The 20,227-nt window shown below is 72.1% G+C and carries 20 protein-coding genes; 10 read left to right on the top strand and 10 right to left on the bottom strand.

Annotated features, from left to right (window positions below; genetic code table 11):
• Positions 1-28 precede the first annotated feature (28 nt).
• Positions 29-730: a uracil-DNA glycosylase gene (ung, locus tag ACIG87_RS05865; protein WP_396848588.1), complete on the top strand. Its 702-nt coding sequence runs from the start codon at positions 29-31 to the stop codon at positions 728-730.
• Between the two features lie 144 nt (positions 731-874).
• Here the strand turns inward: ung and ACIG87_RS05860 are convergent, their stop codons facing one another.
• Positions 875-1,591 (bottom strand): helix-turn-helix domain-containing protein, encoded by a 717-nt coding sequence (locus tag ACIG87_RS05860; protein WP_396848586.1) that lies wholly within the window; start codon positions 1,589-1,591, stop codon positions 875-877.
• A gap of 271 nt (positions 1,592-1,862) precedes the next feature.
• Here ACIG87_RS05860 and tsaB point away from each other — a divergent pair, with 271 nt between their 5' ends.
• From tsaB to ACIG87_RS05840, 4 genes are read left to right on the top strand one after another with little or no spacing between them, the layout of a single operon-like run.
• Positions 1,863-2,567 carry a tRNA (adenosine(37)-N6)-threonylcarbamoyltransferase complex dimerization subunit type 1 TsaB gene (gene tsaB / locus ACIG87_RS05855; RefSeq protein ID WP_396848585.1) on the top strand — a complete coding sequence of 235 codons (705 nt, stop codon included), beginning with the start codon at positions 1,863-1,865 and terminating at the stop codon, positions 2,565-2,567.
• Positions 2,564-3,040, top strand: a complete 477-nt coding sequence (rimI, locus tag ACIG87_RS05850) for a ribosomal protein S18-alanine N-acetyltransferase (protein WP_396848584.1) — start codon at positions 2,564-2,566, stop codon at positions 3,038-3,040. The genes tsaB and rimI overlap by 4 nt, the downstream gene beginning before the upstream one ends.
• Positions 3,033-4,079, top strand: a complete 1,047-nt coding sequence (gene tsaD / locus ACIG87_RS05845; protein WP_396848583.1) for a tRNA (adenosine(37)-N6)-threonylcarbamoyltransferase complex transferase subunit TsaD — start codon at positions 3,033-3,035, stop codon at positions 4,077-4,079. Before rimI ends, tsaD begins: the two co-directional genes overlap by 8 nt.
• 58 nt (positions 4,080-4,137) lie before the next feature.
• Complete coding sequence (locus ACIG87_RS05840; protein ID WP_396848582.1) at positions 4,138-4,392, top strand: hypothetical protein; 255 nt, start codon at positions 4,138-4,140, stop codon at positions 4,390-4,392.
• Positions 4,393-4,584: 192 nt separating this feature from the next.
• Here ACIG87_RS05840 and ACIG87_RS05835 read toward each other — a convergent pair whose 3' ends face one another.
• The 7 genes from ACIG87_RS05835 to ACIG87_RS05805 all read right to left on the bottom strand — a co-directional run bounded on the left by ACIG87_RS05835 (position 4,585) and on the right by ACIG87_RS05805 (position 12,002).
• Complete coding sequence (locus ACIG87_RS05835; RefSeq protein WP_396848580.1) at positions 4,585-5,325, bottom strand: DUF4142 domain-containing protein; 741 nt, start codon at positions 5,323-5,325, stop codon at positions 4,585-4,587.
• A gap of 163 nt (positions 5,326-5,488) precedes the next feature.
• Complete coding sequence (locus ACIG87_RS05830) at positions 5,489-6,670, bottom strand: ROK family protein (RefSeq protein ID WP_396848578.1); 1,182 nt, start codon at positions 6,668-6,670, stop codon at positions 5,489-5,491.
• A 41-nt stretch (positions 6,671-6,711) separates the two neighbouring features.
• Positions 6,712-7,971 (bottom strand): sugar ABC transporter permease, encoded by a 1,260-nt coding sequence (locus tag ACIG87_RS05825; RefSeq protein WP_396848576.1) that lies wholly within the window; start codon positions 7,969-7,971, stop codon positions 6,712-6,714.
• A complete protein-coding gene (locus ACIG87_RS05820; RefSeq protein WP_396848574.1) occupies positions 7,968-8,792 on the bottom strand; it encodes an ATP-binding cassette domain-containing protein in 825 nt (274 codons plus the stop codon). The genes ACIG87_RS05825 and ACIG87_RS05820 overlap by 4 nt, the downstream gene beginning before the upstream one ends.
• Before the next feature lie 116 nt (positions 8,793-8,908).
• Positions 8,909-10,009: a sugar ABC transporter substrate-binding protein gene (locus ACIG87_RS05815; protein WP_396848746.1), complete on the bottom strand. Its 1,101-nt coding sequence runs from the start codon at positions 10,007-10,009 to the stop codon at positions 8,909-8,911.
• A 219-nt stretch (positions 10,010-10,228) separates the two neighbouring features.
• A complete protein-coding gene (gene ybaK / locus ACIG87_RS05810; RefSeq protein ID WP_396848572.1) occupies positions 10,229-10,708 on the bottom strand; it encodes a Cys-tRNA(Pro) deacylase in 480 nt (159 codons plus the stop codon).
• Between the two features lie 10 nt (positions 10,709-10,718).
• Positions 10,719-12,002: a methyltransferase domain-containing protein gene (locus tag ACIG87_RS05805; protein ID WP_396848570.1), complete on the bottom strand. Its 1,284-nt coding sequence runs from the start codon at positions 12,000-12,002 to the stop codon at positions 10,719-10,721.
• Positions 12,003-12,427: 425 nt separating this feature from the next.
• Between ACIG87_RS05805 and groES the strand changes: the two genes are divergently transcribed.
• The 4 genes from groES to ACIG87_RS05785 all read left to right on the top strand — a co-directional run bounded on the left by groES (position 12,428) and on the right by ACIG87_RS05785 (position 17,904).
• Entirely contained in the window at positions 12,428-12,742 is a 315-nt protein-coding gene (gene groES, locus ACIG87_RS05800) for a co-chaperone GroES (RefSeq protein ID WP_084261531.1), read from the top strand.
• A gap of 72 nt (positions 12,743-12,814) precedes the next feature.
• A complete protein-coding gene (groL, locus tag ACIG87_RS05795) occupies positions 12,815-14,458 on the top strand; it encodes a chaperonin GroEL (RefSeq protein ID WP_396848568.1) in 1,644 nt (547 codons plus the stop codon).
• Positions 14,459-14,586: 128 nt separating this feature from the next.
• Positions 14,587-16,290, top strand: coding sequence for a molybdopterin-dependent oxidoreductase (locus tag ACIG87_RS05790; RefSeq protein ID WP_396848566.1), 1,704 nt, complete (start codon positions 14,587-14,589; stop codon positions 16,288-16,290).
• Between the two features lie 180 nt (positions 16,291-16,470).
• On the top strand, positions 16,471-17,904 hold the full coding sequence (locus ACIG87_RS05785) for a non-reducing end alpha-L-arabinofuranosidase family hydrolase (RefSeq protein WP_396848564.1): 1,434 nt from the start codon (positions 16,471-16,473) through the stop codon (positions 17,902-17,904).
• Between the two features lie 301 nt (positions 17,905-18,205).
• Here the strand turns inward: ACIG87_RS05785 and ACIG87_RS05780 are convergent, their stop codons facing one another.
• Positions 18,206-18,589 (bottom strand): WhiB family transcriptional regulator, encoded by a 384-nt coding sequence (locus tag ACIG87_RS05780; RefSeq protein WP_396848562.1) that lies wholly within the window; start codon positions 18,587-18,589, stop codon positions 18,206-18,208.
• A 256-nt stretch (positions 18,590-18,845) separates the two neighbouring features.
• On the opposite strand from ACIG87_RS05780, the gene ACIG87_RS05775 reads away from it, so the two are divergent.
• A complete protein-coding gene (locus ACIG87_RS05775) occupies positions 18,846-19,670 on the top strand; it encodes a response regulator transcription factor (protein ID WP_396848560.1) in 825 nt (274 codons plus the stop codon).
• 93 nt (positions 19,671-19,763) lie between these two features.
• Here ACIG87_RS05775 and ACIG87_RS05770 read toward each other — a convergent pair whose 3' ends face one another.
• Positions 19,764-20,174, bottom strand: a complete 411-nt coding sequence (locus ACIG87_RS05770; protein ID WP_396848559.1) for a DUF5319 domain-containing protein — start codon at positions 20,172-20,174, stop codon at positions 19,764-19,766.
• Positions 20,175-20,227: the final 53 nt, after the last annotated feature.

Here is a 20,227-nt window from a genome sequence, read left to right as displayed (position 1 = left end):
CCGGGGACTTCGTTGCGAAAGGTTGCCGATGCCCGACGACACCCCCGCCCTCGACCTGCTGGCACTGCTCCCGCAGGCGTGGCGTGCCGTGCTCACCCCGCACCTGGACCCGGCCCGTACGGCGGCGCTGGCCGACTTCGTCGCCCACGAGTACGCCACCCAGACCGTCTTCCCGCCGCTGGAGGATCTCTTCTCCGCGTACCGGCTGTGCGGGCCGGATCAGTGCCGGGTGCTGATCCTCGGTCAGGACCCGTACCACAAAGCGGGGCAGGCGCACGGGCTGAGTTTCAGCGTGCGCGAGGGGGTGTCCGTGCCGCCGTCGCTGCGTAACGTCTTCAAGGAGCTGAGTGAGGACCTGGGCGTGCCGAAGCCGCGCAGCGGCAACCTGGACGGCTGGGCGGCGCAGGGCGTGCTGCTGCTCAACGCGGTGCTGACCGTCCGGCAGGCCAGCCCCGGGTCGCACGCGAACAAGGGGTGGGAGGAGTTCACCGACGCCACCATCCGGGCCCTGGACGCCCGGGACGAACCGGTGGTCTTCCTGCTCTGGGGCGGCTACGCCCGCAAGAAGGCGGCCCTGGTCACCAACCCCCGGCACGTGGTGCTGGAGGCCGGTCACCCGAGCCCGATGAACCCGCGTGGTTTCCTCGGCAGCCGCCCGTTCAGCGCCACCAACAAGGCCCTCGCCGACGCCGGTCTACCCACCATCGACTGGGAACGCTCGGCCGGCTGACCCGCCGGTCCGACCGACCGCCCGGCCCGCCCGGCCCTTCCGGGCAGCGGCGCGGCCAATCGCACTCGTGCTGCCCGGCGGCGGGGCCTCGGCCGACCGAGGCCCCGCTGTGCCCCGGTGGGCCCCGTCGAGGGTTCCGTACGGTCAACCGCTCTTCCCGGCACCGCCGGCAGCCCGCTGGCGGTGCCGGCGCAGCAGGTCGGCGGCGCGCGGATCGGTCAGCTCCACCGCCAACAACGGCACCACCCGGTAGCTGCGCTCGTCGTGTCGTACCTCGACCGCCGGGGGTAGCTCGTCGCACATCTGCGCGCGGAGGTCGCCGTACCTGGTCCGCCAGAGATGCTCGCCCGGCTCTTCCGGTTCGAGGTACAGTCCGCCGAACTCGCGCCACCGGGCGTCCCAACGCTGTCCGTAGGCGGCCCTCAACCAGGCGGTGAACCGGGCGGAGTCGCGCCAACGGACCGCGATCTCGACCACGTCGACCGGTACCGGGGCGCCCTGAAGCAGCGCGGCGGTGCTGCCGGTCAGCCGGTAGGGCAGGTCGCCCAGCCGGTCGAGCAGGAGATCGAGTTCCAGGTCGCCGATCCGGTCGCGGAGTGGCCGAGCGGCGAGGGCGTCCATCCGGGCGTCGAGTTGGCTGTCCAACTGCTCGGTGGTGACGGCGAGCTGTAGGTCGAGGGCGGCGAAGAGCCGTTCGACCAGCGGAATGCCCGGAATCCGTTCGCCACGCTCGACACGGGCCACCGCACTCTGGCTCGTGCCGGCCCGGTCTGCCAGTTGCTGCTGGGTGAGCCGTCGGGACCCGCGTTCCCGGCGGAGCACGGCGGCGATCTCCGTGGCGAGGCGACTACGCTGAGGCATCCCCGCATGATGACGTTGTCCCGCTGAGCCGTATGCCGATCTGTCATAAACATGCCTCCTCGGCATACAGTTCCCCGCCAAGTACAACGCCGGAACCCGAGCGCCGAGCGTCGGGAACCCGAGCGCCCAGGGGTCGAGCGCCGGGGCCGAGGATTGGCGACCGAGTGCCGGGGCCGAGGCGAGGGCTGGGGGCGGCTCGTGCACGTGCCGACACCGCGGGCCAGGCGGGGTGTGACCGGCGGGCGCGGGTGGACGGCTAGGCTGGCTCACCGTGCTCGTACTGGTGGTGGACTCCTCGACCCCCGCGGTCACCGCGGCGCTGGCCGAGGTCACGGTGGACGGCGTCGCGTTGCGGGCGTACCGGTGCACGGTCGACGCTCGGGCCCACGGTGAACTGCTCGCCCCGCAGGTCGAGGCGGTGCTCGCCGACGTCGGTGCCCGGCCGGGTGACCTCGGTGCGATCGTCGCCGGGCTCGGCCCCGGCCCCTTCACCGGACTGCGGGTCGGGCTGGTCACCGCCGCCACCATGGGCCAGGTGCTCGGCATCCCCACGTACGGCGTCTGCTCGCTCGACGGCATCGGCCGCCCGGCGGAGGGCGACCCGGCAGCGGGCGGCGCGGCCGGGGACGAGCGGGTGCTGGTCGCCGCCGACGCTCGGCGGAAAGAGGTGTACTGGGCGGTCTACGACGGCACCGGCCGGCGGATCGCCGGGCCGGAGGTGGACGCCCCGGCGGTCGTCGCCGCCCGCGCCCGGGAGTTGGCCGTCACCGTGGCGGTGGGGGACGGCGTCCACCGGTACGCCGACGTGCTCGGCCTGCCGCTGCGCGCCGAGCCCCGTTACCCGGACGCCGCCGCGCTGGTCACCCTGGCCGCCGCGCGGATCACGGCGGACGCCCCAAGCGAGGCGCTCACCCCGCTGTACCTGCGCCGACCGGACGCGGTGGCGGCGACCAGCCGTAAGTCGGTGCTGCCGTGACGGTCCGACTCGACCGGTTCCGCTGGTGGCACATCGACGAGGTGCTGCCGATCGAGGCGGACCTGTTCGGTGCCGAACAGTGGTCGCCGGCGATGTTCTGGAACGAGCTGGCCAGCGGGCACCACTACCGGGTCGCCCTGGACGCCGACGGGGCCCTGCTGGGCTACGCCGGGTTGACCGTCGAGCCGGGCGGCGAGGCCTGGGTGCAGAACATCGCGGTCCGCCGGGACGCCCAGCGGCGCGGGGTCGGCCGGGCCCTGCTGGAGGATCTGCTGGCGGAGGCGACCCGGTGCGGCGCGGGCAGCGTCCTGCTGGAGGTGGCCGCCGACAACGCCCCCGCCCAGCGGCTCTACGCGACGTACGGGTTCGAGCCGATCGGCGTACGGCGGGGCTACTACCAACCGAGCAACACCGACGCGCTGGTCATGCGGCGCGACACGGAACCGGTCGAGGACGGGACGGACCATGGCTGACGAACCGCTGATCCTCGGCATCGAGACCTCCTGCGACGAGACCGGGGTGGGTATCGTCCGCGGGCACACCCTGCTCGCCGACGCGCTGGCCTCCAGCGTGGACGAACACGCCCGGTTCGGCGGGGTGGTGCCCGAGGTGGCCAGCCGGGCGCACCTGGAGGCCATCGTGCCGACCATGGACCGGGCGCTGCGTGAGGCGGGGGTGACCATCGCCGACATCGACGCGATCGCGGTCACCTCCGGTCCCGGCCTGGCCGGTGCCCTGCTGGTCGGGGTGGCCGCCGCCAAGGGTTACGCGGTGGCCGCCGAGAAACCGGTGTACGGGGTGAACCACCTGGCCGCCCACGTCGCCGTGGACACCCTGGAGCACGGCCCGCTGCCCGCCCCGGCGATCGCCATGCTGGTCTCCGGCGGGCACTCCTCGCTGCTGCTCGTCGACGACCTGGCCCGGGGGGTGACCCCGCTGGGCGCGACGATCGACGACGCGGCCGGGGAGGCGTTCGACAAGGTGGCCCGGCTGCTCGGGCTGCCGTTTCCGGGCGGCCCGTACATCGACCGGGAGGCCAGGGCCGGTGACCCGGCGGCGATCGGGTTCCCGCGTGGCCTCACCGCCGCCAAGGACCTCGCCGCCCACCGGTACGACTTCTCCTTCTCCGGGCTGAAGACGGCGGTGGCCCGCTGGGTGGAGGGGCGGCGACGCTCGGGTGAGCCGGTGCCGGTGGCCGACGTGGCCGCGTCCTTCCAGGAGGCGGTCTGTGACGTGCTCACCGGCAAGGCGCTGGCCGCCTGCCGGGCGCACGGGGTGGACACCCTGGTGATCGGCGGGGGAGTGGCGGCCAACTCGCGGCTGCGGGCGATGGCCGAACAGCGGGCGCAGCGGTACGGCATCCGGGTCCGGGTGCCCCGGCCGGGGCTCTGCACCGACAACGGGGCGATGGTCGCCGCGCTCGGTGCGCACCTGGTGGCCGCCGGGGTGGCACCGAGCCGGCTGGACCTGCCCGCCGACTCGGCGATGCCGCTGACCACGGTCAGCGTGTGACGGGACCGCCGGTTCGTGCGGCTCGACCAGGGGAATCGTGTGACGGGAGGGGGCCGGCGTGATCGTCCGGATGTGGGAGGCGCGGGCGGAGTCGTACGGCTTCGCCGACCTGATCACCTGGGTGTGCGAGACCGCGCTGCCCGAGTTCGAGCACGACCCGCTACACCTGTCCAGTGAGGTCTTCTCGTCCACCGACCATCGGGTGGTGGTCATCTCGAAGTGGCGCAGCAGCCCACGTGCGTTGCCGGAGCCGCCGGCCACGCTGGTCGCCCGACCCCCGCACTCCTGGGACTTCACCCAGGTCGACCGCTGACCCACGAACGCCCCGAGGCCGGCCGCTGACCGAAGAACGCCCGGGTCGGGCCGCTGACCGAACAGCGGCCGGCCCGCTGACCGCACACCGCCCGGGGTCGGGCCCGCCGAAGGGGCCGACGCCCCGAGGTCGCCGGACGCACGACGGCCCGGAGGCGTACCGCCTCCGGGCCGTTCGTCGAGCGCGTGGGGGTCAGCTGCGTCGCATGATCCGCCAGGTGGCGTAGCCGCCGGCACCGAGCGCGAGCAGGAAGACCGCCCAGACGACGGTGGTGCTGACCGCGACCGACGGCCCGGAGGTGGCACCGACCTGGGCGGCGGCGACCAGCGAGTCGCTCTGCGCGGGCGGCATCGCGGCCGGCGGCATCTGCTGCCAGCGGACCAGTCCGGTGCTCTCCAGCATGGCCATGTGGTCGTTGACGAACTTGTTGGCATCGTCGGCGAGCTTGCGGACGGTGTTGTCCCGGGTGCTGGCCCGGACCGCGCCGATCACCGGGAAGATCTTGCCGTGGGCCACCCGGAGCCGGGTCACGAAGATCTGGTCGAACTGAGCACCGGAGGCGTTCTGCATCTCGGTCAGCCACCCCTTCTGCTCGGTGGTGGGATCGCTCGGCAGCGTCGCGCCCAGCTTGTTGGCGGCCTCCACCACCAGCTCGTCGAGGACGCCGTGCTGCCGGGCGATCTCGGCCCCGACCTCCCGTACCCGCGCGGACTGGCCCTTCTCGGCGGCCATCTGACCGGCCGGCATCTCCCACAGGCCGGCCAGCCGGACGCCGTTGAGCAGCGTCATGTCGGCGGCGTTCATCTGGGAGCCGGGCGCGGCGACGGCCATGCCGGGTAGGACGACGAGCCCGGCCAGGAACGTGACGAGCAGCACCGCCACCCGGTGGGTCCGGTGCCCTCGCCGACGACGTACGGAATCCAGCGGTGCCATGCTGCGGTGCCTCCTCGATCCGGGCCGACCTGTCCTGCCGGGCAGCGACCCGCCGGCTGCCCGTCCGTCCACTGGTACGGAATACCGGGCCGATCAGTTCACCGGGGGCCGACCAACTCGCCGGGCGGCGGGAACAGGGCGGCGGGAACGGGGCGGCGGAGACTCAGTTGACGTCGAGCGGGTCGGCGAGGAGCCGTTCGAAGGCCAGCTCGGCCGCGCCGATGAGCGCCGCGTCGTCACCGAGCTTGGGGGTACGCAGCCGGACGTGCTCCAGGCAGGCGGGCAGCCCGGTCTCGTTGAGCCGGCTGCGGACCTGGGCGGCGGCGGCCAGGTAGAGGTCCCGCATGGTGCCGCCGAAGATGACCATCTCGGGGTTGAAGATGTTGACCAGGTTCGCCACCCCGAAGCCGAGCCAGTCACCGGCGTGCCGTAGCGCCGTCTGGGCGCGGGCGTCGCCCCGGTCGGCGGCGTCGAAGACGGCCAGCAGCGCCTCCCGGCCCCGGGCGTCGGACCGGCCGGCGGCCCGGAGCAGCCCGTACTCGCCGATCTGGGTCTCCCAGCAGCCCCGGGAGCCGCACTCGCAGGGGGTGCCGTCGCGCACCACCACCATGTGCCCGACCTCGCCGCCGTACCCGCCGTGGCCGGTCAGCCGGCGTCCCCCGGCGATGATGCCGGCACCGACGCCGACGTCCCCGTAGAGGTAGATGACGTTGTCGCAGCCGGCGGCGACGCCCCGGGCGTGCTCGGCGAAGGCGGCGACGTCCGCCACGTTACCCACCGTGACCGGCAGCTCCACGCCCAGCTCGGCGGCGAGCGCGGCGCCGATCGGCTCGTCCACCCAGCCGGTGGTGGGGCCGAGCCGGACCAGCCCGTCGGCCTTGCGGACCATGCCGCAGACCGCGACGCCGGCCCCGACGCAGATCGACCCCGGCGGCACCCGCTCGCGCATCTGCTTGAGGGCGCCGGCCAGCATCGGGGTGGTCTCCCCGGCGTCCAGGTCGCGCGGCCGGTCCAGGTCGCGGCGGTCCAGCACCTCGCCGCCGAGACCGACCCGCGCGGCCCGAAGCCGGTCCACCTCGATCGAGTACGCGTACGCGTAGACCCGGGTCGACTCGGGCCGGACGACCAGTGACGGTCGTCCGGCCCGGCCGGTCTCCTTCGGCGTCCCCTCGCTGACCAGCCCGGCACCGGCCAGTTCGGCGGTGAGCGCGCCGATGGTGCTGCGGTTGAGCCCGAGGGCGGTGGTGAGTTCCGCGCGGGAGGTGGCGCCGTGCACGTGGACGTGCCGGAGCAGCGCCCCGAGGTTCTGCCGCCGGATCTCGTCCTGGCTCGGTCCTACCCGCATCGTTACTGGCACCCCATGTCCCCGCCGGTGGTGTACGCGGATCAGCGGGTGCCGGAGGCGTTGGCGCGACGGCGCGACAGCGCGTCCACGCTGGCCGCGAGGAGCAGCACCACGCCGGTGACCACGTACTTCACCCCGGCGCTGTAACCCATCAGGCCCATGCCGTTGTCGATCACGGCGACCACCGCGCCACCGAGCACGGCGTCGAGGACCCGGCCCTTGCCACCGAAGAGGCTGGTGCCACCGATCACCGCCGCGCCGACGGCGTAGAGCAGCACGTTGCTGCCGCCGGTGTTCGGGTCCACCGAGTTGGCCCGGCTCGCCGCGACGATGCCGCCGACGGCCGCCATGGACGAGCAGATCACGAAGACCGAAATCCGGATCTTGTCGACGTTGATGCCGGCCCGGCGGGCGGCCTCCTTGTTGCCGCCGACGGCGTAGACGTGCCGGCCGTAGCTGGTGCGCTGGAGCACGAAGGTCCAGACGATCAGCAGCACCGCGATGATCGGCACCACGATCGGCACGCCCTTGAGCGAGTTGACCAGGACGTTGCGGCTGCGCTCCTGGTTCAGGATGTAGACCGCGATGCCGAGGATCAGGGTCAGCCCGCCGATCCGGCTGAGCACCACCGCCAGCGGGTCGGTGGTCAGGCCCCGGGCCAGCCGCTGGCGGTGCCGGAGCAGTTGCACGGCCGCGTACCCGCCGACCGCGAGGGCGGCCAGCAGCCAGCCGAGGGTGGGCGAGAGGTTCCGGTTGGCGATCGCCACCAGCACCTCGTCGTTGACCGTGATGTTGCTGCCACCGCTGATCAGCATCAGCACGATGCCCTGGAAGGCGAGGAAGCCGGCCAGGGTGACCACGAAGGACGGGATGCCGATCTTCGCGACCAGGAAGCCGAGCACGGTGCCGATGACCACGCCGGTGAGGATCGCGGCGAGCACGGCCACGTACCAGGGGTAGCCGGCCTTGGTGGCGACGTTGGCCAGGATGGCCGCGCAGACCCCGCTGGCGAAGCCGGCGGAGAGGTCGATCTCGCCGAGCAGCAGGACGAAGACCAGCCCCATGGCGATCAGCATGACCGCCGCGCCCTGGGTGAACAGGTTCGCGAAGTTGCCGGCGGTGAGGAACGACGGCCGCATGATCGAGAAGACCGTGCAGAGCACGATCAGACCGAGCACGGCGGGCAGCGCGCCGATGTCGCCGCCGCGTACCCGGCCCAGGTAGCCGCGGACGTGGCTGCCGACGGTCGGGGTCGGTGTGACCGCCGCCGGGCCTTCCTTGTGCACGGCGGTGGTGGTCATCGAACGCCTCCTGGAGTGGTGTCGGCGGGCCCTGCGCCGGTGCCGTTGCCGGCCCGGACCGGCTCGCCGGTGAGACCCAGCGTGCCGGAGCGGCCGGCGGTGATCAACTCGACCACCTGCGAGTGGGTGATGTCGGTGGTCTTCACCTGGGCGACCATCTGGCCGAGGTAGAGCGCGGCGACCCGGTCGGAGACGGCGAAGACGTCGTTCATGTTGTGTGAGATCAGCACCACGGCCAGGCCGTTGTCGGCCAGTCGGCGGACCAGTTCGAGGACCTGGGCGGTCTGCGCCACCCCGAGCGCGGCGGTCGGCTCGTCCAGGATGACCAGCCTGCTGTTCCAGAGCACCGCCTTGGCGATGGCGACGGTCTGCCGCTGGCCGCCGGAGAGGCTGGAGACGTGCTGGCGCAGCGACTTCACGGTCCGCACGGAGAGCCCGGCCAGGGTCTCCGCCGCCATCTGCTCCATGGTCGGCTCGTCGAGCACCAGCCCGCTGCGCTTCTCCCGGCCGAGGAACATGTTCTGCACGATGTCGAGGTTGTCGCAGAGCGCGAGGTCCTGGTAGACGACCTCGATGCCGAGCGTGGCGGCGTCCCGGGGGCTGTTGATGCTCACCGGGCGGCCGTCGAAGAGGAACTCGCCGGCGTCGGCCGGGTAGATGCCGCTGATGCACTTGACCAGGGTGGACTTGCCGGCGCCGTTGTCGCCGACCAGCGCGGTCACCTCTCCGGCGTAGGCGGCGAGGGCGACGTCGCGCAGGACCTGGACGGGACCGAAGCTCTTGTCGATCCCGCGCAGTTCCAGCAGGGGGGTCGCGGACACGGGGGTCTCCTTCGGACGGAGGGAAGGTCTCGGAGCCCGTCCGGCGAGCGCCGCCCGGCACGGGATTCCGTGCCGGGCGGCGTCACGTCAACGGGGTACGACGCTCGTCGTACGGGTCAGCTGATGCCGTTCGCGGCGCACAGGGCGGCGTACGCACCGGCGCAGAGGGTGGCCTTGTCGACGTAGCCGTCGGCCACCACGTCCTTGACGGTCGACTTGTCGATCGCCTTCGGCTCCAGCAGCACGGACGGGACGTCCCGGCCGCTCTCCGGGTCCTTGACCGTCTGCCCGGTCTCCTTCCGCTCGCCCTTCGCCACCGCGATGGCCAGCTCGGCAGCCGCGTCGGCCTCCTTCTTGACGGCCTTGTAGACGGTCATGCACTGGTCACCGGCGAGGATGTTCTGCAGGCCGGTCACGTCGGCGTCCTGGCCGGTCACCGGGACCTTGCCGTTCAGCTTGTTCTTCTTCAGCACCGAGATGGCCGCGTTGCCGAGGCCGTCGTTGGCGGAGAGCACGCCGTCGATCTTGCCGCCGGTCTGGGTGAGCATCTGCTCGAAGATCGTGGCGGCCTGCGCCGGGTCCCAGTCCGGCACGGACTGGTCCGGGCCCTTGGTGTATTCCTTCAAGTCGAACTTCGGCTTGAGTACCGAGTCGTACCCGTTCTTGAACAGGGTGGCGTTGTTGTCGGTCGGCGAGCCGTTGAGGTAGGCGACCGTCGGGTTCTTGACGCCCTTGTCGGTCAGGCACTTGGCCAGTCCCTCGCCCTGGAGCTTGCCGACGGCCTCGTTGTCGAAGCTGACGTAGTACTGGGCGGAGCCGCCCAGGGTGAGCCGGTCGTAGTCGATCGTCGCGACACCCTGCGACTTCGCCTTTTCGAGCACGGCCTTGCCGGTGCCGGAGTCCAGGTTGACGATCATCAGCGCGGTGACGCCGTTGGTGATCATCTGGTCGGCGATGGTCTGGAAGGCGTTCTTGTCGTTCTGGGCGTTCTGGATGTCCGAGTCGACGCCGGCCTTGTCGAACGCCTCCTTGAGGAACCTGCGGTCGGCGGTCTCCCAGCGGGCGGAGGACTTGCTGTCCGGCAGGATCACGCCGATCTTCGGCTTCTTGTCGGTGTTGCCGCCGGCCTCGTTGCTGGCGGAGTCGTCGCCACAGGCGGCCATGCTGCCGGTGGCCAGCAGGCCGACGGCGGCGAAGGTGAGGAAGCCCTTGCGCATCTGCACGGGTCCTTTCGGGGGTGGGGGAAGTAGTGATCGGTGTTTTGTTGTGTCCGGCAACGTATTCCCGCTCACATCCCGGGCGCAAGACTGCCGAGGTCAGAAGTTTGTTGGCGGCGGTAACAATTCAGCAACGCGGTTGTCACCCCCAGGACACCCGCCCTGGAAACACGCTCCGTGTCCGTTCCGCGACCACCCCCGTCGGGGGTGGTGGGCCGGTCAGCCGGCGGCGATCCGCGCGGTGCGGGCCCCGGTGAGGGTGACCAGGTCGGCCGGGGCGAGTTGGAGCTGCAGTCCCCGGCGGCCGGCCGAGACGTAGACGGTGTCGTGGGCCAGCGCGGAGGCGTCCACCACCGTCGGCAACCGACGCCGCTGACCCAGCGGGCTGATCCCACCCCGCACGTAGCCGGTGGCCCGCTCGGCGTCGGCCCGGTCGGCCAGGGTGGCCCGCTTGCCACCCAGCACCGCCGCCAGCGCCTTGAGGTCGAGTTCACCGGTGACCGGGACGACCGCCACCGCCAGCGCCCCGTCCACCTCGGTGACCAGCGACTTGAACACCCGCTCCGGCGGCACTCCGAGCGCCGCCGCGACCAGCGCGCCGTAGCGCGGCGCGTCCGGGGAGACGTCGTACGGATGGGTGCTGTGCGCGATCTTCCGCTTCGTCAGCAGCGCCGTCGCCGCGGTGGCCTGTCCCGCCATGCCGATCACGCTAACCCGGCGGGGCCTCGCTCGCGACCGGTCGGCCGACCAGCACCGTGGGTGCCCCGGCGACCCGGGTCAGCACCAGGCTGGCAGCGGCCTCTCCGGCCAGCTTCAGATCCCGGCGAAGCTGTTCCGGCTCCAGCGCCGAGCCCCGCTTGAGGATCTCCACCCGGCCGACCCGACGCTCCCGTAGCAGCGCACGCAACCGCTTCAGCGAGAACGGCAGCACGTCGACGATCTCCAGGCACCGGCCGAACGGGGTCGGCTGCGGAGTGTCCGCGTACAGGTAGGCGATGCTCGGGTCGGCAAGCGTCGCGCCGAGCGTGTCGGCCAGCTCGGCGACCAGGTGCGCCCGGACCACCGCCGGGTCGGGGTCGTACAGGTACCGCCGCACCGGCCCGACCGCCGCCTCCCGATCACCCGCTCCGGTCAGCTGATGACAGGGGACTCCCGCGCTGTCGCGGGGCTGACCCGGTGGACGGCCGCCCGCCGGTTGCTGCCGGACCCGGTCGGCGAGGTGCCCCTCCTTCGGTCTCAGGACGGTCGCCCGGCGGGGGGCCCCGACGAGCGGGCCGCCCCAGAGGGCCGCCTCGACCAGGTCGCCGTCGACGCTTACCCACTCCGCCTCGGCGTCCGCCGGGATCAACGCGTGGTCGATGCCGGGGGCCACCTTCACCACCGTGTACGGCACCCGCCCGGCCAGCCCGGTGACGAAGTCCCACGGCGGCGAGTAGGCGTTCGGGTCGAAGATCCGCCGTCCGGTGCCGGCCCGACGCCGCGCCGGGTCGCAGAAGACCGCGTCGACCCCGGTCACGTCGAACGCCGTCGCGTCACCGCACTCCACGGTGAACATCTCGGCCAGCCCGGCCGCCTCGGCGTTCGCGGCGGCCAGCGCGGCGGTGACCGGGTCGGCCTCCACCCCGTACACCCGGATGCCGGCGCGGGCGGCGGCGAGCGCGTCGGCGCCGAGGCCGCAGCCCAGGTCGGCGAGGGTGCGCACCCCGGCGGCGGCCAGCCGCGCGGCCCGCCGGTCGGCGACCACCCGGCGGGTGGCCTGCTCCAGGCCGGGGCGGGTGAGGAACATCCCGGCGGCCTCGGGGCCGAACTTGCCGACCGCCCGGCGGCGCAGCTCGGCCTGGGTGAGCGCGGCGGCGGCCAGCCCGGCCGGCAGCCCGCGCGACCGCAGCGCCGCCGCCGCGACCAGTGGGTCGCCGCCGGCCACCTCGGTCGCCGCGGCGAGCACGGCCGACCCCTCGGGGGTACGTAGGGCGGCGAACTGGTCGAGATCCACCCGCCCATTGTCCGGCTCGGACCGGACGGAGCCGGCGGCGGTGTCGACCCGCGCCCGGCCCACCGGTCCCGGCGCGTCGTGCGGCCGGGGCAATCGGGGAGGCTCGACCTGGGCGGGCCGACGTTACGGCCTCCGTGCGGGGTCGACACCGCTGGATCGCCACCACTGAGTCGATCATCACCGGCGGCGGAACCGGGGCGACACGATGGGTGGCGCGTTGGCACTCTCCTTGACGGAGTGCTAGCCGAGGAATAACCTGCGATTAGCACTCTCACCCTGAGGGTGCCAGCGTCCGGACCATCCGGTCCGGGTGCTGAACGCCAGGCGGACCGGCACCCGCGACGACGGCCCCGCCCGGTGGCATGAGGCAGATTGACGCTGGTCGGACTCTCGGCCGGCAACGAAACCAAGTACCCCAGGAGGGTATGCCCGTGACTACCGCGACCAAGGTTGCGATCAAGCCGCTCGAGGACCGCATCGTGGTCCAGGCGAACGAGGCTGAGACCACCACGGCGTCGGGCATCGTGATCCCCGACACCGCCAAGGAGAAGCCGCAGGAGGGCACCGTCCTCGCCGTCGGCCCGGGCCGGATCGACGACAAGGGCAACCGCGTGCCGCTCGACGTCAAGGTCGGCGACACCGTCCTGTACTCGAAGTACGGCGGCACCGAGATCAAGTACGCCGGCGAGGAGTACCTGGTGCTCTCCGCCCGCGACGTTCTCGCGGTCATCGAGAAGTAACCAACCGATTCCAGTGTCGTCGCCCCGGTCCGGCTCGCCGGGCCGGGGCGACGTCGCTTCGAAGGGACATTCATGGCGAAGATCCTGAGCTTCTCGGACGACGCCCGGCACCTGCTGGAGCACGGTGTCAACGCCCTCGCGGACACGGTCAAGGTCACCCTCGGCCCGCGCGGGCGCAACGTCGTCCTGGACAAGAAATTCGGTGCGCCGACGATCACCAACGATGGTGTGACCATCGCCAAGGAGATCGAGCTCACCAACCCGTACGAGAACCTCGGCGCGCAGCTGGTCAAGGAGGTGGCGACGAAGACCAACGACGTCGCCGGCGACGGGACCACCACCGCGACCGTGCTGGCCCAGGCGATGGTCCGCGAGGGCCTGCGCAACGTGACCGCCGGGGCCAACCCGGCCGGCCTCAAGCGGGGCGTCGACGCGGCGGCTGCCAAGGTCTCCGAGGCGCTGCTCGGCCGGGCCGCCGAGGTGGCCGACAAGGAGTCGATCGCGCACGTCGCGACGATCTCCGCGCAGGACGCCACCATCGGCGAGCTGATCGCCGAGGCGATGGAGAAGGTCGGCCGCGACGGCGTCATCACCGTCGAGGAGGGCTCCACGCTCACCACCGAGCTGGAGGTGACCGAGGGTCTCCAGTTCGACAAGGGCTTCATCTCGCCGAACTTCGTCACCGACTCGGAGTCGCAGGAGTCGGTGCTGGAGGACCCGTACATCCTCATCACCACGCAGAAGATCTCGGCGATCGAGGAGCTGCTGCCGTTGCTGGAGAAGGTCCTCCAGAACAACAAGCCGCTGCTGATCGTCGCCGAGGACGTCGAGGGCCAGGCGCTGTCGACCCTGGTGGTCAACGCGATCCGCAAGACCATCAAGGTCTGCGCGGTCAAGGCCCCGGGCTTCGGCGACCGCCGTAAGGCGATGCTCCAGGACATGGCGATCCTGACCGGCGCCGAGCTGGTCGCCCCGGAGCTGGGCTACCGGCTCGACCAGGTCGGCCTGGAGGCGCTCGGCACCGCCCGGCGCGTCGTGGTCGACAAGGAGAACACCACCGTCATCGACGGCGGCGGCCAGTCCGCCGAGGTCGCCGACCGGGTCGCCCAGATCCGCAAGGAGATCGAGGCGTCCGACTCCGAGTGGGACCGGGAGAAGCTGGCCGAGCGGCTGGCCAAGCTCTCCGGCGGCATCGCGGTCATCAAGGCGGGCGCGGCGACCGAGGTCGAGATGAAGGAGCGCAAGCACCGCATCGAGGACGCGATCGCCGCGACCAAGGCCGCGGTCGAGGAGGGCACGGTTCCCGGCGGCGGTTCCGCGCTGGCCCAGATCCGCTCGGTGCTCGACGACGACCTCGGCCTCACTGGTGACGAGAAGGTCGGTGTCTCGATCGTGCGCAAGTCGCTGGTCGAGCCGCTGCGCTGGATCGCCCAGAACGCCGGCCACGACGGTTACGTGGTGGTGGAGAAGGTCGCCGGCAAGGAGTGGGGCCACGGCCTCGACGCCGCCAAGGGCGAGTACGTCGACCTGGTGAAGTCCGGCATCATCGACCCGGTGAAGGTGACCCGTAACGCGGTCACCAACGCCGCGTCGATCGCCGGTCTGCTGCTGACCACCGAGAGCCTGGTGGTGGAGAAGCCGGAGCAGCCGGAGCCGGCCGCCGCCGGTGGCGGCCACGGCCACGGCCACGGTCACCAGCACGGCCCGGGGTTCTGACCCGGTAGCACGCCAGTTCAGGGCGCATCGTCGTACGTCGGCGGTGCGCCCTGACACGTTCGGTGGCTCTGCTTACGGAACGCTTACACAGTTGGCGGGCGGGGTGGTCGATCGACGACACTGGCCCGATGAGCACCACCCCCCGCGGCCTCGCCGCACTGGCCGGGGTCACCGCCGCCGTGGTGGCCATCGGTGTCGCCGAGCCGGTCGCCGTCCTCACCGGTCCGCGCTCCGCTCCGCTGATCGCGGTCGGCGGGGTGGTGGTCGACGTGGTCCCCGAGCCACTCAAGCAGTTCGCCATCGACGTCTTCGGCCGGTACGACAAGATCGCCCTGTTGGTCGGCACGGCGGTGCTGCTGGCGGCGTTCGCCGCCGGGATCGGCGTGCTGGCCGCACGCCGGCTCGCCGTCGGCCTGCTGGGCATCGCGGCGTTCGCCGTCCTCGGTGCCGCCGCCGCGCTCTCCCGGGCCGGGGCGGACGCCGCCGACGCCCTGCCCGCCCTGGTCGGCGGGGGACTGGGCGCGCTGGTGCTCTGGGCCTTCGTGGCCGGTCCGTTGCAGCTCGACCCCTGGCCCTGGCAGCCACCCACCCCGCTGCCCGCCGCATCCTCGCCCGAGGGCCCCGAGCAGTCCCCGACACCGGTGACCGAGCCGCCCGTCGTCCCGCCCGACCCGGCTCCGACGACCGGGTCGGCGGTTGGCCGATCGGGCCCGGACGCCACGACGACGGCACAGGCCGGGCGGGAGCTGTCGACACCGACCGACCCGGAGTCCCGGCGGCGTTTCCTGCGGGGGGCGGGGGTGCTCGCGGGCGCGGCGACCGTGGCCGGGTTGGGCGGGCACTGGCTCGCCGGTCGACGGGGTGTCTCGGCGGCCCGGGACGCCGTCGCGTTGCCCACCCCGTCGGCGGCGGCGTCGACGGTGCCGGCCGGCGCGGATCTGTCGCTGGCCCAGCTCGCCCCCTACACCACCCCGAACGGCGGGTTCTACCGGATCGACACGGCGCTGGTGGTGCCGCAGGTCGATCCGGAGACCTGGCGGCTGCGCATCCACGGCCGGGTCCGCAACCCGATCGAGTTGAGCTTCGCCGACCTGCTCGCCCGCCCGATGGTCGAGCGGTACGTCACCCTGGCGTGCGTCTCCAACGAGGTGGGTGGGGACCTGATCGGCAATGCCCGTTGGCTCGGCGTACCGATCAGGGAGCTGCTCGACGAGGCGGACCCGGAGGAGGGGGCCGACCAGGTGGTCGGCCGCTCGGTCGACGGTTGGACCTGCGGCACCCCGACGGCGGTGCTGCGCGACGGCCGGGACGCCCTGCTGGCGGTGGGGATGAACGGTGAGCCGCTGCCGGTCGAGCACGGCTTCCCGGTGCGGATGGTGGTGCCCGGCCTCTACGGGTACGTGTCGGCCTGCAAGTGGGTCACCGAGCTGGAGCTGACCAGCTTCGCCGACTTCGACGCGTACTGGGTGCCGCGCGGTTGGTCGGCGCAGGGGCCGGTGAAGACCCAGTCCCGGATCGACACCCCGCGCTCGCGCAACCGGCTCACCGCCGGTGAGGTGGTGGTGGCCGGGGTGGCCTGGGCGCAGCACCGGGGGATCAGCCGGGTCGAGGTACGGGTGGACGGCGGTGGATGGCAGGAGGCGACCCTCGCCCCGGCGGTGTCGGTGGACACCTGGGTGCAGTGGTCCTGGCGGTGGCCGGCGACCACGGGTGAGCACACCCTCCAGGTGCGGGCGACCGACCGGGACGGCGAGCCCCAGACCCCGCTGGCCGCCCCGGTGGCCCCGGACGGCGCCACCGGTTGGCACAGCGTCACAGTCACTGTCCGCTGATTTCACACCACCCTCGGTCATCAGCCATGATCGATATGTTGATTACCGGAAATTCCCCTGCGGTATCGAGGGTTGAGGCTGTGGGAGCGCTCCCGTAACATACCTGACGCGACTGTTAACGTTCACCTAACAACGACCACCACCAATGTGCAGGTCGCCATCCCGTCAGGAGGGTGTTTTATGTCCAGATCCAGATCGGCCAATGTCGGCCTGATCTCGGCCGGTGTCGCGTTGCTGGCCTCGGCGTCGATCGTCACCGCGTTGCCGGCGGGTGCCGCGGCGGCGGGTTGTTCGGTGAACTACACCGTGTCCTCGGAGTGGGGTGGCGGCTTCGGCGCCAACGTCGCGATCACCAACCTGGGCGACGCGGTGAGCAGTTGGACGCTGACCTGGTCCTTCGCCTCCGGGCAGTCGGTGACCCAGGCATGGAACGCCACGGTGACGCAGAGCGGTTCGGCGGTGACCGCCAAGAACGTCAGCTACAACGGTGCCATCCCCACCAACGGCTCGGTGTCGTTCGGCTTCAACGGGGCCTGGACGTCCAGCAACCCGGTCCCGACGAGCTTCGCGCTCAACGGGGTGGCCTGCAACGGCGGCACGACGCCGACCAACCCGCCCACCACCCCGCCGACGACCGCGCCCCCCACCACCCCGCCGCCGACGACGCCTCCGCCGACCACCCCGCCGCCGACGGGCAACTGCTCCCTGCCGACGTCCTACCGCTGGTCGTCGACCGGCCCGCTGGCGCAGCCGAAGTCCGGCTGGGCGTCACTCAAGGACTTCACCATCGCCCCCTACCAGGGCAAGCAGTTGGTGTACGCCACCACCCACAGCAGCAGCGCCAATGGCGGCTGGGGTTCGATGAACTTCGGCCTGGTCGACAACCTCAACCAGCTCGGCTCGGCCACCCAGAACGCCATGAGCCAGAGCACCGTCGCGCCGTCGCTGTTCTACTTCGCGCCGAAGAACATCTGGATTCTCGCCCACCAGTGGGGCCCGACGTCGTTCTCGTACCGCACGTCGACCAACCCGGCCAACGCCAACGGCTGGTCGGCCGCGCAGACCCTGTCGACCGCGACGATCACCGACTCCGGCACCGGCGTGATCGACCAGACGATCATCGGCGACGACCAGAACATGTACCTGTTCTTCGCCGGCGACAACGGCAGGATCTACCGCCAGATCATGCCGATCGGGAACTTCCCGGGCAGCTTCGGCTCCAACTACACGACGATCATGACCGACACCTCGGAGAACATCTTCGAGGCACCGCAGGTCTACAAGGTGCAGGGCCGCAACCAGTACCTGATGATCATCGAGGCCAGGACCAGCTCCTGGGAGCGCTACTTCCGCTCGTTCACGGCGACCAGCCTGAGCGGCACCTGGACGCCGAACGCGACGACCTACAACAACCCTTTCGCGGGCAAGGCCAACAGCGGTGCCACCTGGACCAACGACATCAGCCACGGCGAGCTGCTGCGCACCAGCGCGGATCAGACGAACACGATCGACCCGTGCAACCTGCAGCTGCTGTACCAGGGCCGCGCCACGAACTCGGGCGGTGACTACGGCCTCCTGCCGTACCGGCCGGGTCTGCTGACCCTGCAGCGCTGACGGCGTGACGCAGGTGGGGCCCCGCTGTTCCTGACTCCCGAGACCGCCGGCGTACGCCGCATCGGGTGAGCCGCACGACGGCTCGGGAGCAGGATCGGGTGGAACACCGGGGCGGGCTCGGCGATGCCGGGCCCGCCCCGTTCTCCGTCCACGTCCCCTTCCGGTGATGGGGACTTCCGGCTGCGGCGGTGCGGCAACGGCGTACGGCTACCGGCCCGATTCCACGACCGCGGGTGGGCAGGAGACGACGAGGCCGCGCTCCGGTGCCGGAGCGCGGCCTCGTCGAGGTGTGCCGGGTCGGTCAGGCGATCTTGCGCTGGGCCGGGACGGCGGTCTTGTGCGGAGCGCCGAGGCGGGCCTCCATCCGGGCGATGTCCACCCGGGTCTGCCGGCGGTCGGCCAGGTCCTCCCAGCCGAGGGCGAGCAGCCGCAGCCGCTCCGACTCGCTGAGGCCGCCCCAGACGCCGTACGGCTCACGGACCGCGAGGGCGTGTGCGGCGCACTCGGCGCGGACCGGGCAGGTCTGGCAGACGGACTTGGCATCGGACTCCCGGCGCAACCGGGACGAGCCGCGCTCGCCGTCCGGGTGGAAGAACTGGGCGCTGTCCCGGCCTCGGCAGGCGCCGAGACGCTGCCAGTCCCAGAGGTCGACGATGGGTCCGGGCAGTCTGCGTACGTTCGACATCAGCACCCCTCCTCCCGCGCGGCACCGCGAGATCCTCGTTGAACCGACGTCCGGGTTGTGGTCCGCGCTGGCGTACCGCGTTTCCGGCGTGGAGCCTCGGTACCCGGACCCTCGCCGACTCACACGTGTTGAGATCGAAAAGCCGAGACGTCATGCGGTATATGACCCAAATGTCGGAAAAGTTCAGAGGATTGCCCGGAACCTCCACCCCGGTGGACCCCGTCATGGTCTGCTCGTGTCCGGAGAGGAGAACACCGTGCGTACCGTTCTCGTATGCGTTCGGACACCGCTCGCCGCGCAGCAGTTGACCAACGCGGCGGCGCGGCTCGGCCTGGCTGCGGTCGTCCGGACGGCTGTCTCCGATCCCGAGGTGATGCTGCGCCTCGCCGAGCGCCCGGTCGACGTGGTGCTCGCCGACACGGCGCTCACCCGCCCGGACAGCGCCGGTTTCGTCCGCCGGGTGCTGGCCCGCGCGCCACAGGCCGCGGTGCTGCTGCTCGGCACCGAGGAGTCGGAGGCGGCGGCGGCCACCATCAGCGCCGGGGCGCGGGGCCTGATCCAGGGTGCCGACCACGATCTGACCAGCGCGGTGGCGAAGGCCCTGCTGCTGCTCTCCGCACCTGGCCGGCCCGCCCGACACCGGGTCGCCGACCCCGCCCGGGACACCGCCGCGGTCGGTGCGCCACCCCGACCCACCACCGGTCGTACGCCGGGAGCGGGCTGGTCTCCGACGGGGGCCGAGGGGTCGCCCGGAGCGCCTTCGGTGGTGCCCGTGCAGCGCGGCGACGACGAGGTCGAAGGGGAGGCGGAGGCCGGTACGGCCGAGTCGACCCCGACCGGCGCGTTGCCGCGACCGGCCCCCGGCGCCCGCGGCGGTCGCACCTCCGTCGGGCTGACCGAACGCGAACTCCAGGTGTTGCTCGGCATGGCCGAGGGCAAGAGCAACGCGGAGATCGGCCGGGAGCTGTTCGTCTCGGAGGACACCGTCAAGACCCACGCCCGCCGGCTGTTCCGCAAGCTCGGCGCCCGGGACCGGGCGCACGCGGTGGCTGCCGGTTTCCGTGCCGGCCTGGTCACCTGAGCGTCCCGGCAGCGGGTGCGGCCGGCGGTGGGTGTGGTCCGGCGGTGGCCGGGCAGCCCGATGTCCCGGGGGAGCGGTGGCCCTACCGGGCAGTCAGTCGTCCGAGTCGGTGTCGTCCCCGGTCGACTCGGTCAGCGTGTCGTGCACGCCGTCGGCGTAACCACGGGCGTAGTCCCAGGTGACGTAGTGGTCCGGGTCGGGGTCGTAGGCCGGCTCGTGCACCCGGGGTCGGCCGGAGCTGAGCAGGTGACGCAGGTTACCCCGGAGCAGGTCCCAGTCGAAGTAGTGCGGCTCGCGGCAGTCCTCGCACTCGATGACCAGCCCGCGGACCCCGATGGGGGCCAGCAGGGCCTGATAGATCTCCAGGTCGGCCAGGTCTTCCAGCACGTCCTGCCGCTCGACCTCGGTCAGCGGGTCGAGCGGGGCGTCGTCGCCCGGATCGTCCAGCCCCGCAGCCGGATCGGCCGGGTCGCCGTTGAACGGGTCGATGGGCTCGTCGTGCACCCCCTCACCGTAGACCCAACCCTCGCGGCACGCGCCCCCCGGCGGTCGCTGTG

Origin of the sequence: Micromonospora sp. NPDC051925 (genome assembly GCF_044548625.1) — a bacterium.
Classification (GTDB): Bacteria; Actinomycetota; Actinomycetes; order Mycobacteriales; family Micromonosporaceae; genus Micromonospora.
Note: the sequence above shows the minus strand (reverse complement) of the source record. Positions and strands in the feature narration are given on the sequence as shown.